The sequence below is a fragment of the Ruegeria arenilitoris genome (assembly GCF_013031355.1).
GTDB classification, from domain to species: domain Bacteria; phylum Pseudomonadota; class Alphaproteobacteria; order Rhodobacterales; family Rhodobacteraceae; genus Ruegeria; species Ruegeria arenilitoris_C.
The window spans coordinates 260,263-273,633 of sequence record NZ_WPZO01000006.1 but is presented as its reverse complement, the minus strand read 5'-3'; the positions used below and the strand labels follow the sequence as shown (position 1 = coordinate 273,633).

Annotated in this window: 14 protein-coding genes and 1 tRNA gene; 9 read left to right on the top strand and 6 right to left on the bottom strand. The window is 60.8% G+C overall.

Annotation, left to right across the window (positions count from 1 at the left end):
• The first annotated feature begins 441 nt into the window (after positions 1-441).
• The 4 genes from GOX63_RS16140 to GOX63_RS16125 all read left to right on the top strand — a co-directional run bounded on the left by GOX63_RS16140 (position 442) and on the right by GOX63_RS16125 (position 4,362).
• Positions 442-1,194 carry a 5-oxoprolinase subunit B family protein gene (locus GOX63_RS16140; RefSeq protein WP_170327050.1) on the top strand — a complete coding sequence of 251 codons (753 nt, stop codon included), beginning with the start codon at positions 442-444 and terminating at the stop codon, positions 1,192-1,194.
• On the top strand, positions 1,191-2,189 hold the full coding sequence (locus GOX63_RS16135; RefSeq protein WP_170327051.1) for a biotin-dependent carboxyltransferase family protein: 999 nt from the start codon (positions 1,191-1,193) through the stop codon (positions 2,187-2,189). The genes GOX63_RS16140 and GOX63_RS16135 overlap by 4 nt, the downstream gene beginning before the upstream one ends.
• Before the next feature lie 12 nt (positions 2,190-2,201).
• A complete protein-coding gene (locus GOX63_RS16130; protein WP_170327052.1) occupies positions 2,202-2,963 on the top strand; it encodes a LamB/YcsF family protein in 762 nt (253 codons plus the stop codon).
• 151 nt (positions 2,964-3,114) lie between these two features.
• The gene (locus GOX63_RS16125) at positions 3,115-4,362 is read left to right on the top strand and encodes a hypothetical protein (RefSeq protein WP_170327053.1); all 1,248 of its coding nucleotides are present in this window, start codon (positions 3,115-3,117) and stop codon (positions 4,360-4,362) included.
• 71 nt (positions 4,363-4,433) lie between these two features.
• Here the strand turns inward: GOX63_RS16125 and GOX63_RS16120 are convergent, their stop codons facing one another.
• Both GOX63_RS16120 and GOX63_RS16115 read right to left on the bottom strand, forming a co-directional pair.
• Positions 4,434-5,816, bottom strand: a complete 1,383-nt coding sequence (locus tag GOX63_RS16120; protein WP_170327054.1) for a D-alanyl-D-alanine carboxypeptidase family protein — start codon at positions 5,814-5,816, stop codon at positions 4,434-4,436.
• A gap of 280 nt (positions 5,817-6,096) precedes the next feature.
• Positions 6,097-6,798 (bottom strand): HAD family hydrolase, encoded by a 702-nt coding sequence (locus GOX63_RS16115; protein WP_170327055.1) that lies wholly within the window; start codon positions 6,796-6,798, stop codon positions 6,097-6,099.
• A 93-nt stretch (positions 6,799-6,891) separates the two neighbouring features.
• On the opposite strand from GOX63_RS16115, the gene clpS reads away from it, so the two are divergent.
• Genes clpS through hemF form a run of 4 tightly spaced genes read left to right on the top strand, consistent with a single transcriptional unit; the run spans position 6,892 to position 9,954 of the window.
• The gene (clpS, locus tag GOX63_RS16110; RefSeq protein ID WP_170327056.1) at positions 6,892-7,233 is read left to right on the top strand and encodes an ATP-dependent Clp protease adapter ClpS; all 342 of its coding nucleotides are present in this window, start codon (positions 6,892-6,894) and stop codon (positions 7,231-7,233) included.
• A 27-nt stretch (positions 7,234-7,260) separates the two neighbouring features.
• Positions 7,261-8,226, top strand: a complete 966-nt coding sequence (locus tag GOX63_RS16105; RefSeq protein WP_170327057.1) for a class I SAM-dependent methyltransferase — start codon at positions 7,261-7,263, stop codon at positions 8,224-8,226.
• A gap of 37 nt (positions 8,227-8,263) precedes the next feature.
• On the top strand, positions 8,264-9,064 hold the full coding sequence (locus GOX63_RS16100) for an SDR family NAD(P)-dependent oxidoreductase (protein ID WP_170327058.1): 801 nt from the start codon (positions 8,264-8,266) through the stop codon (positions 9,062-9,064).
• 5 nt (positions 9,065-9,069) lie between these two features.
• On the top strand, positions 9,070-9,954 hold the full coding sequence (gene hemF / locus GOX63_RS16095) for an oxygen-dependent coproporphyrinogen oxidase (protein ID WP_170327059.1): 885 nt from the start codon (positions 9,070-9,072) through the stop codon (positions 9,952-9,954).
• Between the two features lie 6 nt (positions 9,955-9,960).
• Here hemF and GOX63_RS16090 read toward each other — a convergent pair whose 3' ends face one another.
• From GOX63_RS16090 to modA, 4 genes are all read right to left on the bottom strand, one after another.
• A complete protein-coding gene (locus GOX63_RS16090) occupies positions 9,961-10,368 on the bottom strand; it encodes a hypothetical protein (protein WP_170327060.1) in 408 nt (135 codons plus the stop codon).
• 80 nt (positions 10,369-10,448) lie between these two features.
• On the bottom strand, positions 10,449-11,546 hold the full coding sequence (gene modC / locus GOX63_RS16085) for a molybdenum ABC transporter ATP-binding protein (protein ID WP_170327061.1): 1,098 nt from the start codon (positions 11,544-11,546) through the stop codon (positions 10,449-10,451).
• A complete protein-coding gene (gene modB / locus GOX63_RS16080; protein ID WP_170327062.1) occupies positions 11,543-12,235 on the bottom strand; it encodes a molybdate ABC transporter permease subunit in 693 nt (230 codons plus the stop codon). The genes modC and modB overlap by 4 nt, the downstream gene beginning before the upstream one ends.
• 3 nt (positions 12,236-12,238) lie before the next feature.
• Positions 12,239-13,018, bottom strand: coding sequence for a molybdate ABC transporter substrate-binding protein (gene modA, locus GOX63_RS16075; protein ID WP_170546402.1), 780 nt, complete (start codon positions 13,016-13,018; stop codon positions 12,239-12,241).
• 219 nt (positions 13,019-13,237) lie between these two features.
• On the opposite strand from modA, the gene GOX63_RS16070 reads away from it, so the two are divergent.
• Positions 13,238-13,313, top strand: a tRNA-Val gene (locus tag GOX63_RS16070).
• Positions 13,314-13,371: the final 58 nt, after the last annotated feature.

Genomic DNA, 13,371 nt, shown 5'->3' with positions numbered 1-13,371 from the left:
CGTCCCACCGTCTCGCCGGTGTGTCCCGAGCGCCTCAGCAGCGCCGGTGAAGGGGGTTCTAAGTATAACCAACACTAGCCGCAAGTGGAAAATCACATCCCGCGCGTTTTTTTTGCATTTTCTTTTTTTCTAAAGTATTTTCAGATAGTTATACGTCACATCGGCAGAGCACCCCCTGCCAAATCACTCAAATGCCGGTGATGAAATACAGAGCTTCTATCCAGCCACGTCCGCACCCACTCTATATATAGTGAGTCCGCCCGCCGCACCCACAAGTCCAGCCCGACTCGGTCGCTAGAAACCGATTCAGTTTTCGGTCGTTTTTGCCGACTCGACTCGCATTTTGGGCATGGAAAGAGACTCGGGGTCGGGTCCGGGGCTTGCGCATTGGCTCCGGATAAGATCACCTCGCGGCAAAGAAACGTCCGAACGCATTGTGATATGATACCCAAGCAGGCAGCCTCTTTCCCGCGCATACGAACCGTTGGCCTGGACGGTCTGTTGGTTTCGTTTGCCGATACGATGGCGGAACCCTCCAATCGCGCCGCCCTCGCGTTCCGCAATGCCATCGATTCCCGGAACTGGGAGGGGGTGGAGGAGACTTCGGCCTCTCTTGCTTCGGCCTATATCCGGTTTGATCCACTTCGCCTGCCACACTCAGAGATCCAGGCGCGTCTTGAGCTGATGATGAAGGAGCAGGACTGGTATCAGGCATCGCTGCCCGCCGGGCGTCGTCTGTGGAAGGTGCCGACCGTCTATGGTGGCCAGCTTGCGCCACAACTGGATGAGGCCGCCGCCGCAGCGGGGCTAGCGCCAGCCGAAGCCATCAAACGCCTCAGCAATACTCGTGTGCGCGTTCTGACGATCGGCTTTGCACCCGGTCAGCCCTACCTCGGTCCATTGGGTCCCGAGTTCAACATTCCACGCCTCAAGGAACTGACCCCGATGGTGCCTGAAGGGGCGCTAGTTTTGGCGATCTCGCAATTCGTGCTGTTTTCGGGGCCGACCCCAACCGGGTGGCGGCATGTGGGCCAGACCGCATTTCGGTGTTTCCGCCCCGAAGCCAAGCAGAGCTTTGCCCTGCGCCCCGGGGATGAGATGCAGTTCCTTCCGGTCAGTCGGGACGAACTGGAAGCGATCCGCGCGACCAATGACGGCACGGGCGGCGCGACCTGCACGGAGATCCCCGCATGAGCTTGCTGGTGCATCAGATCGGACCGGCCTGCACTGCGCAGGATCAGGGGCGCTCGGGTTATCTGGATCAGGGCCTGTCGCGGTCCGGTGCGGCGGATCAGTTGGCCCTTCACGAAGGTGCGGCCCTGTTGGGGCACAGCCCAGATTGCGCCGCCTTGGAAATGGCCGGGATGGGCGGCACGTTTGAGGCCACTCAACCTGTCAGCATCGCCCTGACCGGGGCACCGATGCAGGCGAGTATCGACGGCAGTCCGATTGTCTGGAATGCCTCTCATACTCTTGAGACCGGGCAGAAGCTGACCATCGGTGCGGTGACGCAGGGAACCTATGGCTATCTGCATCTGGGAGGTGGAATCGATGCGCCACTGTTTCTGGGGTCGCGTTCGACCCACCTGACCGCGAAGGTCGGGCGCGCAGTGCAGGCGGGTGACATCCTGCCAGCCGGCCCATTCTCTGGCAGCGCTGGCATGAAGCTGCGACCCGATGAGCGGTTCGCCGGAGGCACCCTGCGAATAGTCGCCAGCTTTCAGACCCCCCTGTTCGATCAGGACACGCTGAACCGTTTTGCCCGGACGCTGTTCCGGCGCGGGGCGCGGGCGAACCGGATGGGAATGCAGATGGAGAGCGATGGCGAAGGTTTCGCCGCCAAAGGCCAGTTGAACATATTGTCCGAGGTCATCACCCCCGGCGACATTCAAATGACCGGCACCGGCAATCCCTTTATCCTTCTGCCCGAGTGTCAGACCACCGGAGGTTACCCCCGCATTGCCACTGTCCTGCCCTGTGATCTGCCCCGCGCGGCGCAGACGCCGGCGGGTGGTCAGATACAGTTTGAATTCGTGACGATGGACGAGGCCGTCGCCCTGCACGCGGCCTATCTGGCCGAACTGGCGCGGCTGCGGGCACGGGTCGAGCCACTGGTGCGTGATCCACATGACATCCCGGACTTGTTGTCCTACCAATTGATCGGCGGAATGATCTCTGCCACCGAGTAAGGAGTGTTGCCGATGCCCAGCGTCGATCTGAATGCCGATATGGGGGAGAGCTTTGGCCCCTGGAAGATGGGCGATGATGAGAGCCTGCTGAAGATCATCACCTCGGCCAATATCGCCTGCGGCTTTCACGCGGGCGACCCGGACGTGATGGCACAGACGATGTCACTGGCGGCCGAAAACGGAGTAGGCATTGGCGCGCATCCCGGTTTTCCCGACCTGCAAGGGTTTGGTCGGCGTAATATGAAGGTGCCCCATGGCAGCTTGCGCAATCTGGTGCGCTTTCAGCTCGGCGCGGCAATGGGGATGGCCAAGGCGGTCGGGACCGAAGTGCGGCATCTGAAACTGCACGGGGCACTGGCCAACATGTGCTCGGTCGATACCGACATGGCGCGGGCCTGCTATCAGGGCGCGCTGGACGTGGACCCGGACATTATCATCATGGTTCTGGCCGTCACCAAACAGGAAGAGGCCGTGCGCGAACTGGGTTGCAAATGGGTTGGCGAAATCTTTGCCGACCGCGCCTATAATGATGACGGTACGCTGTTGGATCGCAGCCTGCCCGGTGCGGTCATCCATGATCCGGACCTTGCGGGGCCGCGAATCCTGAACATGGTTCGCGAAGGCGCCATCGTCACCGAAACCGGCAAACGGCTGGAAACCTCGATCGACACGATCTGCCTGCATGGCGATGGGCCCACGGCGGTACAAATCGCCCGGTCGGTGCGCGAGAACCTGATCGCTGGCGGGGTCGAGGTGACAAAATTCACCCGATAGCCACGCAGACGTAAGAACGCCGCCCCACTTTCTTACTGTTGCCCCCTTGGATTTCAGACCCTAGCATGCCTGCAAGTGCATGTTCTGATTATTGGAAATCCAGGCAAGGCCGCGCCCGTCTGCCACCGGGCAAGCGCAAGGAGGTGTTTTAATGTCTTTTGATTTGATGTCCTACCAGCCCCGAGGGGACAAGAAGAACTCGGACTTCTTCAACGAATACCTGCCGATGATCTACGAGCGGCGCACCAGTTCAGGTGTTGCCGATCAGGTCGGCCCGATGCGGGCGATCGTACTGCAGGTGGAAACCACGGCGCTGTTCGATACGCTGATCGAGTTGTATGTGATGACCCCGTATCGCCACACGGCCACCTATATGGGTCAGACCCACAAATTCTCGGTCCTGCATTCGCATTCCGACTATCCAGCCATGATCGTGATGGCACCGCTGAACCCCAGCTTTGAGGACTTCATCCCGCGCATCAACCGAATGTACCCATTGGCGCGCAACACGCCGCAGACTCGCTATGTCGGAGAGATCTACGGCGCGACCGACCTGAAGACCCTAACCAAGACACTCGAAGCCCAGAACATCCGCTTTGAGTATGAAGGCGATACCGAGAACCCGTTCTACACGCAAAATGGGTTCTGCTTTACCACACCGTCGGATTTCACCTGCAACCGGGTTGGGTACTCGACGCTGGATTTCAACGACACCGACAGTCTTGGGCTGGGCGATCGCGTACTGCTGAGCGACGCGGAACAGGCGCAGCTGGATCAGGCTGCGGCTTTTGGGTCGGACAGCAAGATCTCTCCCCTGATGCTGGGGATCGACCACCTTGCCACCCGCATTCTGGCCGGTGAGCGTGAGGACGCGATCCTCGAGTTCCTGACCATGGTGCCCTATTACTTCTGGGGAGCGTACAACATTTTCGACATGAACTCGTCGACCAACGTGAACCGTAACGCGAATGTGGATGACGACAAGAAGTCACCTGCGAAAGTGTTCACGGCGAACAACACGCCCTCCTTCGTCAATTCCTTTGAACAACTGCCCATGCCGACCGAGGATTTCGTCCGCAATTTCGGCCGTCGTCTGCATCACATGGCGGTTGAGATTCAGGATGGCGATCACAATGCAGGGGAAAAGAACGTCGATTTCGTGGTCAACACGCTCAAGGACAAGGGCGTTGCGTTCCTGGCGCATGTGGTGGGTGAGTGCAAAGACGACCCGAACCTGAAGCAGATATTCTCGAAACACTCGAAATACACGCTGCTGATCACTGAGTATATTGAGCGTTGCCACCACTATGACGGGTTCTTCACCAAGGATAACGTGGCCGCCCTGACAGCCGCCGCCGGGCAGGACGAACAATACCAGCACGGGCATGTGTTCGATTAAGGCACCCTAATAAAAAAGGGCTGCGAGTTTCCTCGCAGCCCAGACCCATTCAGGAGAGAGTATGTCGGGTCTTATGACGGCCCGATCATGAAACATGTGACATTCCGGGCCTGAAGCCTGCGGCAGGCCAGATCGGCCTGTTCGCGGGTCATGCCCTGGAACGTCGCCTCGAACCCGCGCGAGCTTTGGTTCACCTTGCGCAGAGTTCCTTCCAGAGTGGTCATTTCCGACAGGGCGGTTTTCAGCAAAACCTTCTCCGCCTCGTATCGGGTGGTATAGCGGCCCACATTCACGCCCCACAGATGCCCGCCGGATGTGGACAGGCGCGTGACGATTTCCTGTTCGGGCTCGGGCTGTACGGTTGGATCGGTCGACGCCAGAACCAGATCCTCCGGCCGCGCGGCGGGGCGCGTGGTGTCGTCGGTCGGCGACTGGACATCCGCTGCAGCTATAGCTGCGGCGATACCGTTCTGAATACGTGCACCATTCTTGGCGGCGGTCGCCGCAACGGTGCCGGCCACCTGCACGGCGGCACCAGGTCCGGGGCGCAGCACCGGCCGCAGGCTGGTTTTCGGCGCGCCGGTCAGGGCTGCGACGGTCGCGCCCAGCCCGGCATTCCCGGCATAAACCGGACGGGCCGGTTTGCGGATCGGCGCCCGCGACGGAGCGCGGCGGAAGCCCATGTCCAGCAGCTCGGCCACTTTGGCATTGCGCGATGCACCGGATTTGCCGCCGAACACGGTGGCAATGATCCGTTCGTCCTTGCGCTTGGCCGAGGCCACAAGGTTGAAACCCGCAGCGCGGGTGTAGCCGGTTTTGATTCCGTCCGCGCCCTTATAGGCCGCCAGAAGGCGGCGGTTCGTATTCGGAACCGTCTTGATCCCCGCATGAGTCGACTGGCGCGAGAACAGGTTGTAATACTGCGGATAATCATACAACAGATGACGGCCCAGCGTGGTCATGTCCCGCGCTGTGGACAGGTGGCCCGATTCGGTGAGGCCGTGCGCATTCTTGAAGGTGGTGCGACTCATGCCCATGGCCTTGGCCGTCCGCGTCATGCGGCGGGCAAAGGCGGCCTCGGATCCGCTGATGGCGATGCCGATGGCGGTGGCGGCGTCATTGGCCGACTTCACTGCTGCAGCGCGGATCAGATAGCGAAAGGCAATTGTCTGCCCCGTGCGCAGACCCAGCTTCGAGGGCGGCTCGGACGCGGCCTTTTGGGTGATGCGAACCTGCGTATCCAAGTCAATCTCGCCGTTCCGCACCGCTTCGAACGCGATGTAGAGCGTCATCATCTTGGTCAGCGAAGCCGGGTGCAGCCGTGTATCGGCGTTGCGCGAATGCAGCACCTCACCGGTGCGCGCGTCGATCACCATTGCCGCATAAGGCGCGGCCACCCCTTGCAACGGCGCAAAGGAGAGCAGCCACAAGAATGCTATAAGAAATAAGCCCATTCGGGCCGGAACTGTCCGCCGAACCTGCACGATCTTTGCCTCTGTCTACCTCGGGCCGCCGGGTTTTCCCGGTCAGCTTGTAATTATTTTATTACCCTCAAGGCTAGCACAGGGACCCAATGAAATAAACTAAAAGCTCATCAAATCGCTGTTTGGTTGCCCTTCGCGCGACCTACAACATATGGCCAAACAGGCTGCGCGCCCCACAACATCCTTGAATGTGACCAGAAATTGCCGCGGCACCACACCGAATTTTCGAAACTGAGACCATTCGGCAACATCACCCAAGCCGCTGCACAAGGTTGGACAGTTGACCCAGATCCTGCAACTCGCGGTATCGGGGATTGTCGGCGGGCGTTTCGGCCTGCTCGACCTCCCAGACCAGCCCGTGCGGAACATACACACCCCAGCACCCCGCCTGAATCGGGGCCACTACGTCGGACCGCATCGAATTGCCAACCATCATCGCCGATGCAGGCCCGCCCTCGTACTGATTGAAAATCTGGTGGTAGGTCTGCGGCGTCTTCTCGGACACGATCTCGACCCCGTCGAACAGTTCACCCAACCCGGACTGCGCAAGTTTGCGTTCCTGATCGATCAGGTCGCCCTTGGTGATCAGCACCACCTGATGAGTCGCCGCGACACCCTCGATTGCTTCGCGCGCATGGGGCAATAACTCGATCGGATGGGCCAGCATCTCTTGCCCGGCTTCGACCAATTGGCGAATGACCGAGGCCGGAACCCGATCTTCGGTCACCTCGATCGCAGTTTCGATCATCGACAGGGTAAAACCTTTGATGCCGTATCCGTAATGCCTGATGTTGCGCTTTTCGGCCGCCAGAAGCCGCTCCAACAGATGGTCCTTCTCGGCATGATCGGCCAGCAAATCGGTGAAGTGGGCCTGCGTCAGTTGAAAAAAACGTTCGTTGTGCCACAAAGTATCATCCGCATCGAAGCCGATTGTGGTAAGGTTTTGACCCATGTCGAATACGTCCTGCTGGCTCTTTTCTCTGGCTGGTACGACGTTATATAAGCGCACAGATAAACCGAAGCCTGAATCGGACAGTAGAACGCGATGCTTGAACACAAATGGATCATGTCTGACAAACCGGAGGACGACCCCGACGCGTCGGTCCTGGTGCAGACGCGCCCCAAGACCAAGCGCCCGCCGCTGTACAAGGTTCTGCTGCTGAATGACGACTACACCCCGATGGAGTTCGTGGTGCATGTACTGGAGCGTTTCTTCAGCATGACCCACGCACAAGCGTTCGAGATCATGCTGACCGTCCACAAGAAAGGCGTCGCCGTCGTGGGCGTGTTCAGCCACGAGATTGCCGAGACCAAAGTGGGTCAGGTCATGGATTTCGCACGCCGGCACCAGCACCCGCTGCAATGCACAATGGAGCGGGAAGAGTAAGCCCGCGCTGCTCTTTCTACAGCACTCATGTCCCCTCGTCTTGATCTTGCCCTGCAAAGCGGCCTTTCGCTGTCGCAACCGCTGACGGTGCTTGGGCCGACATTGGCCAGTGACCTGTCGGCCTTGCCGCGTGAAACGCAGATGGTGCAGCCGTTCAAACCGTTCCACGATCACTTTGCCAATCAAGGGTTCGCGGTCGTGCCTGAGGCGGATGATCCCTGTCAGGATGCCATCGTGATCCTGCCGCGCGCCAAGGCGCTGGCCCGCTCGATGGTGCATCAAGCCTGCGCCCGCGCCAGTGGAGTCGTCGTCGTGGACGGTGCCAAGACCGATGGCGTGGACAGCCTGCTGAAAGACATCCGCAAACGCGTCGCGGTCGAGGGGCCGATCTCCAAGGCCCATGGCAAAATTTTCTGGTTCCAGTCGGATCGCCAGGCTTTTGCGGATTGGGCTGCGCCCGAACATCAGACCGCAGACGGCTTTCAGACCGCGCCGGGGGTGTTCTCTGCGGATGGCATCGATCCGGCTTCGGCTTTGTTGCTGGCGGCATTGCCCGCCAAGCTCGGCGCCTGTGTCGCAGACCTTGGCGCAGGATGGGGATACCTTTCTGCCGGGCTGCTGCAGACTCCGGGCCTGAAGGCCCTGCATCTGGTCGAGGCCGACCACACCGCCCTGAACTGCGCCCAAACCAATGTAGCCGACCCGCGCGCACAATTTCACTGGGCGGATGCGGTCACCTGGCGCGCGTCTGAGCCCATCGACACGGTGGTGATGAACCCGCCCTTCCACACTGGCCGCAGTGCCGAACCGGAGCTGGGGCAAGGCTTCATCCGGTCGGCCGCCAAGAACCTGACCCGCAACGGGTCTCTGTGGATGGTGGCCAACCGCCACCTACCCTACGAGGCCGCTTTGACCGACGCTTTTTCTCATGTCGAAGAAGTGACCGGCGACAATCGGTTCAAGGTCTTTCATGCCTCTCGCCCTCGGCGGTGATCCCGGCTAACCTGCGCCGCAACTCAGGAGAATACGCATGTCCTTTTCCATAGCTGGCAAGACCGCAATCGTGACCGGCGGGGCCAACGGTGTCGGGCTGGCCATCGGGCGCCACTTTGCCGATGCAGGTGCCAATGTGATGTTTGCCGATATGGACGAAAAACGGCTGACCGAGGAACTGGGCGAGCAGGCTGATGACAGCAACATCCGGTTCTTCGCCGGAGACCTGCGCGAAAAGCTGACCATCGCCAATCTGCTGTCGGCCACCCTCGACGCGTTCGATCAGGTGGACATCCTGATCAACGGCGCGCGGCAGGTGATCCCCTCCGACCCGCTGGATACCGAAGATGACTCGGTCCGCACCCTGCTGAACCAGAACCTGATGCCTGCCCTTCGGCTGAGCCAACTGGTCGCCAAACGGATGATCAAGCAGGCCGGAGACGATGACGAAAATCCCGCCGGGTCGATCATCAACCTGTCATCGATTGCTGCCCGGCGTACGCACCCTGACCTGATGGCCTATTCCGTATCGACCGCCGCGCTGGACCAGATGACCCGTTCGCTGGCCGTGGCGCTGGCCCCGAACCGTATCCGGGTGAATTCCATCGCGTTGGGCTCGGTGATGAGTGCCTCGCTGCAATCCACCCTGAAAGAAAACCGCGATTTCCGGGACGATATCGAAAAGCACACTCCGTTAGCCCGGATCGCCGCACCCTCGGAACTGACCGAGACGGCGCAATATCTGGCCTCGGACGCCGCCGGGTTCATCACCGGACAAATTCTGACCATTGACGGCGGTCGCACCCTGCTGGACCCCGTCGCAGCCCCGGCCCACTGATCCCCATGTTCGACACCGAGAAATCCACCGCCTCTGCCTGGTTCCGTCAATTGCGTGATGAAATCGTCACCGCGTTCGAAGCGCTGGAAGACAGCCACGACACCGGGCCGTTTTCCGATGCCCCGGCCGGTCGGTTCGAGGTCAAGGAAACCACGCGCCAATCCGAGGACGGCTCGGACGCAGGCGGCGGGCTGATGTCGGTGATGCGCGGCGGGCGGGTTTTCGAAAAGGTCGGCGTCAATATCTCGACCGTTTACGGCACGCTGGGCGCCCGTGCGCAGCAGGCGATGGCTGCCCGCAAGGGTATTCCGGGCATGGCGGATGATCCGCGTTTCTGGGCCTCGGGCATCTCATTGGTCGCGCATATGCAGAACCCGCATGTTCCGGCAGTGCATATGAACACCCGCATGTTCTGGACGCCGCACGCGTGGTGGTTCGGCGGCGGATCAGACCTGAATCCCTGTATCGAATACGACGACGACACCGCCCATTTCCACGCCACGCAGAAGGCGCACCTGGACCCGCACGGCCCGGGTCACTACCCGCGCCTCAAGGAATGGGCGGACGAGTATTTCTACATCCCTCACCGCAAACGCGCGCGTGGAGTCGGCGGCATTTTCATGGATGACTATTGCACCGGCGATTGGGCGGCGGATTTCGCGCTGACGCAGGATATCGGTCGCGCCTTCCTGCCCGCCTTTCTGCCCTTGGTGGAAAAGCGCCGCGTGCAGGGATTTAGTGACGACGACAAGAATACCCAACTGGTGCATCGTGGTCTCTATGCCGAATACAACCTGGTTTATGACCGGGGCACCAAGTTTGGGCTGGAAACCGGGCATGATCCCGATGCGGTACTGATGAGCCTGCCGCCGATGGCCAAGTGGATTTGACTGCGCTCAGAAATCAAAATCCATGAGGTTGTCAAAGCAACGGCTCTGCGCCCCGGATGCCGACATATTCTCGCCCACACGGCTGACCGAGATCGAATAACTCTTTGAAGTGTCACCGCCCTCGGGTGGTGTCAGCGAAAACTGCACGGTCCGTGTCTGCTTGTCATAGGCTTTGGCCACGTAAATGCGCTGAGTTGTCGGCAGCCTGAGTGTTCGGATGGCAAAATCCCCAATGCCGCACCAATAGGCGATTGCCGCGGACGAGCCATGGGTGGCCACCTGGTAATTACCATTTTTCAACTGCGTGACCGTCGCACGATACCCGGGCCTGACGGCAAAACCAATTCCGACGGCTTGCGCCAGCGTTGGTAGCAAAAGCAGAACAACTGCGCCTGAAATTCTGAGAAACCGCATAGCAACAAATCCTTGGCCTGAAACACACTCGGGCATTTCCATAAATCATAGGGGGCCCGGATGATGAGTAAAGTCCAGGTTTAGCGATTGCCCAGCCGCCCGCCGACATCCTGCGGTGCCAGAGCAACTGTCTTGATCACCGCATAGCACGGCTTGCCGGGCTCCAGCCCCAGCGCCTCGACCGAGCGGCGGGTGACGCGCGCCAGCACCGGCCCTGCCGGGGTCTGGACCGAAACGATGGCCCCCGGCCCGTCGCCCGCGCGGATCGTATCAACCGCGCCTTCCAGCATGTTCAGGGCCGACAATCCCTCGGGCCGTTTGTTGGACAGGATGACTTCCTGCGCCGGAATACGGATGCGCAGCTCTTCCCCCACCTGATGCGGGATGCGTGGAAGGAACAGTCGCGCGCCACCGGCATCCAGTTCGGTCAACCCATCGGCGTGATGGTCCCGAACCCGAACCTTCAACACCGCCCCCACGGCCCGCACGCCCGCCGGAGCGATCGACGGGTCGGCCATCACCTCAGAGGCCGGGCCGTGCCGCACCGCCTTGCCATCCTGCAAAGCAACAACCGAGGTCGCCAGCCGCGCGACTTCGGCCGCGGAATGGGTGACGTAGAGAATCGGAACCGAAACTTCATCCCGCAGCCGTTCGAAATAGGGCAGGATCTCGGCCTTGCGCGCGTCGTCCAACGCGGCAAGAGGTTCATCTGCCAGGATCAGCCGCGGACTGGCCAGTAGGGCGCGACCAATGGCGACACGCTGCTTTTCCCCGCCCGACAGGCCCGCGGGGCGGCGATCCAGCAGATGGCCGATGCCCAGCATCTCGATCACCTTGTCCGGGTCCTCGCGACGCGCCCGTTTTGGCGCGAACCAGCGCCCATAGGACAGGTTCTGTCGCACAGTCAGATGCGGGAACAGGCGGCCTTCCTGAAAGATATACCCCAAGCGCCGACGGTGTGGTGGCAGCCATAGGTTTTTCTTGGTGTCGAACAGCTCCCACCCGTCCACGGCAACGCGCCCCGCCTGGGGGCGCAACAAACCGGCCACCGCATTGACTACGGTGGTCTTGCCCGAACCGGACCGCCCGAACAGAACCGTTACGCCTGAGGGCGCATCAAAGCTGAGATCCAGCGTAAGGTCAGGCAAATCGTGCTGCAGGTGGACAGACAGACTCATGACCCGGACACCCGCGCGGCCGCACGACGACCGACATATTCCGACAGCAATAGTGCGCCCATGGCGATGATGATCGAAACGATCACCAATCGCGTCGCCGCGCCTTCGCCCCCCGGCACCTGCAGAAAGGCATAGACCGCCGAGGGCAGAGTCTGGGTCTGGCCAGGGATGTTCGAGACAAAGGTGATCGTGGCCCCGAACTCTCCCATCGCTTTGGCAAAGGCAAGGATGGCACCGGCGATCACGCCAGGCAGGATCATCGGCAGGGTGACGGTGGCAAACACAAAGGGCCGAGACGCGCCCAGCGTTGCCCCGGCCTGTTCCAATTTCGGGTCCACCGCCTCGATCGACAGGCGGATGGCGCGCACCATCAAAGGAAAGGCCATGATTCCCGCTGCCAACGCCGCGCCGGTCCAGCGAAAGGCCACGACGATCCCAAACTCGGCCAGCAACCTGCCCATTGGCCCCTGGATACCAAAGGTCAACAGCAGCAGGTACCCGGTCACCACAGGCGGCAGGATCAGCGGCAGGTGCACCAGCCCATTTAGAAGCTGACGACCGGGAAACCGCCAGCGGGCCAGCGCGTAAGCTACAAAAATGCCAAACGGCAAAGTCACCAGCGTCGCCCAGAAGGACACACGCAACGACAGTCTGAGCGCCTCAAGCTCTGCCGGACCCAACCATCCCATCCGTCAGCGCCCCGGCAGGGCAAAGCCCTGTTGTTCAAAGACTTCCCGGGCCACATCCGATTGCAGGTGGTTCAGAAACGCATCTGCTTCGGTTGTGCCGGATGCGGTCACCGCTGCCGGGTAAATGATCGGCGGGTGCAGATCAGGCGGGAACGAGGCCACAACCTGAACCCGGTCTTCGACTTGCGCATCCGACTGATAGACGATCCCCAGCGGCACGGCCCCTGCCGCAACCAGTGCAAGCGCCGCGCGGACATTGTCGGTTTGGGCGATCCGGGTCTGCACACCCTCCCACAGCCCCAGATTCTGCAGCGCCGCCTTACCGTAAATCCCCGCCGGCACCGCGTCGACCAGCGCCATCGCCAGATGCCCGCTCCCCAGCTTTGCAGACAGATCGACATTCGGCTGCATTCGGCCGATCTGATCCTGACCCGCCCCGCCGATCAGAACCAGCTCATTGCCCAGTAAATCCACCCGCGAATCCGCGTCGATCAGGTTCTGATCCTGCAGAACATCCATCCAGTCCACATTTGCCGAAATGAACAGATCCGCAGGTGCCCCCAGCTGAATCTGCCGCGCCAGCACGGACGAGGCCGCATAGGACACCGTCACTTCATGCCCGGTTTGCTGTTCGAAGATCGGCGCGATCTCGTCCAGAGCGTTTTTCAGACTGGCGGCAGCGAAAACCAAAACCTCCCCCGCTCCGGCCCGGATCGGGGCCAGCGTCAAAGTGCCCAACACCAAGGTTGTGATTGCACATCGGCGGGCAAGGGACAGGATCATGTGCTCTCCCGTCTGGAAGGTTGCAGTCCCCTCGGGAATATCTGAGGGCGCATAGGACGCGCAAGCGACTTTCCCCGTGGCCCACGTTGCAGCCTGCCGAAAATGAACGAAATAAACGAGGGGCAGGATCAAGAAATCCGCCAGAGCTGGCATTGCATCAAAGAAATTGTGCCAGACCCTCTTGCGCCCGCGCGCTGGCTTGGCTACATGCACCGTCACGGGTGATTAGCTCAGTTGGTAGAGCGCTTCGTTTACACCGAAGATGTCGGGAGTTCGAGTCTCTCATCACCCACCATCCTTTCCCCACAATGTATCAAGGTCTTACGCGACTAGCACCTTTTGCTGTTCTGCGC

Excerpts from the sequence above, each read along its gene's own strand:
- GOX63_RS16120 (WP_170327054.1), bottom strand. The coding sequence starts at position 5,816 with ATGGGCTTATTTCTTATAGCATTCTTGTGGCTGCTCTCCTTTGCGCCG.
- GOX63_RS16135 (WP_170327051.1), top strand. The coding sequence starts at position 1,191 with ATGAGCTTGCTGGTGCATCAGATCGGACCGGCCTGCACTGCGCAGGAT.
- GOX63_RS16105 (WP_170327057.1), top strand. The coding sequence starts at position 7,261 with ATGTCCCCTCGTCTTGATCTTGCCCTGCAAAGCGGCCTTTCGCTGTCG.
- GOX63_RS16125 (WP_170327053.1), top strand. The coding sequence starts at position 3,115 with ATGTCTTTTGATTTGATGTCCTACCAGCCCCGAGGGGACAAGAAGAAC.
- modC (WP_170327061.1), bottom strand. The coding sequence starts at position 11,546 with ATGAGTCTGTCTGTCCACCTGCAGCACGATTTGCCTGACCTTACGCTG.
- modB (WP_170327062.1), bottom strand. The coding sequence starts at position 12,235 with ATGGGATGGTTGGGTCCGGCAGAGCTTGAGGCGCTCAGACTGTCGTTG.
- clpS (WP_170327056.1), top strand. The coding sequence starts at position 6,892 with ATGCTTGAACACAAATGGATCATGTCTGACAAACCGGAGGACGACCCC.
- modA (WP_170546402.1), bottom strand. The coding sequence starts at position 13,018 with ATGATCCTGTCCCTTGCCCGCCGATGTGCAATCACAACCTTGGTGTTG.
- GOX63_RS16100 (WP_170327058.1), top strand. The coding sequence starts at position 8,264 with ATGTCCTTTTCCATAGCTGGCAAGACCGCAATCGTGACCGGCGGGGCC.
- hemF (WP_170327059.1), top strand. The coding sequence starts at position 9,070 with ATGTTCGACACCGAGAAATCCACCGCCTCTGCCTGGTTCCGTCAATTG.
- GOX63_RS16090 (WP_170327060.1), bottom strand. The coding sequence starts at position 10,368 with ATGCGGTTTCTCAGAATTTCAGGCGCAGTTGTTCTGCTTTTGCTACCA.
- GOX63_RS16130 (WP_170327052.1), top strand. The coding sequence starts at position 2,202 with ATGCCCAGCGTCGATCTGAATGCCGATATGGGGGAGAGCTTTGGCCCC.
- GOX63_RS16140 (WP_170327050.1), top strand. The coding sequence starts at position 442 with ATGATACCCAAGCAGGCAGCCTCTTTCCCGCGCATACGAACCGTTGGC.
- GOX63_RS16115 (WP_170327055.1), bottom strand. The coding sequence starts at position 6,798 with ATGGGTCAAAACCTTACCACAATCGGCTTCGATGCGGATGATACTTTG.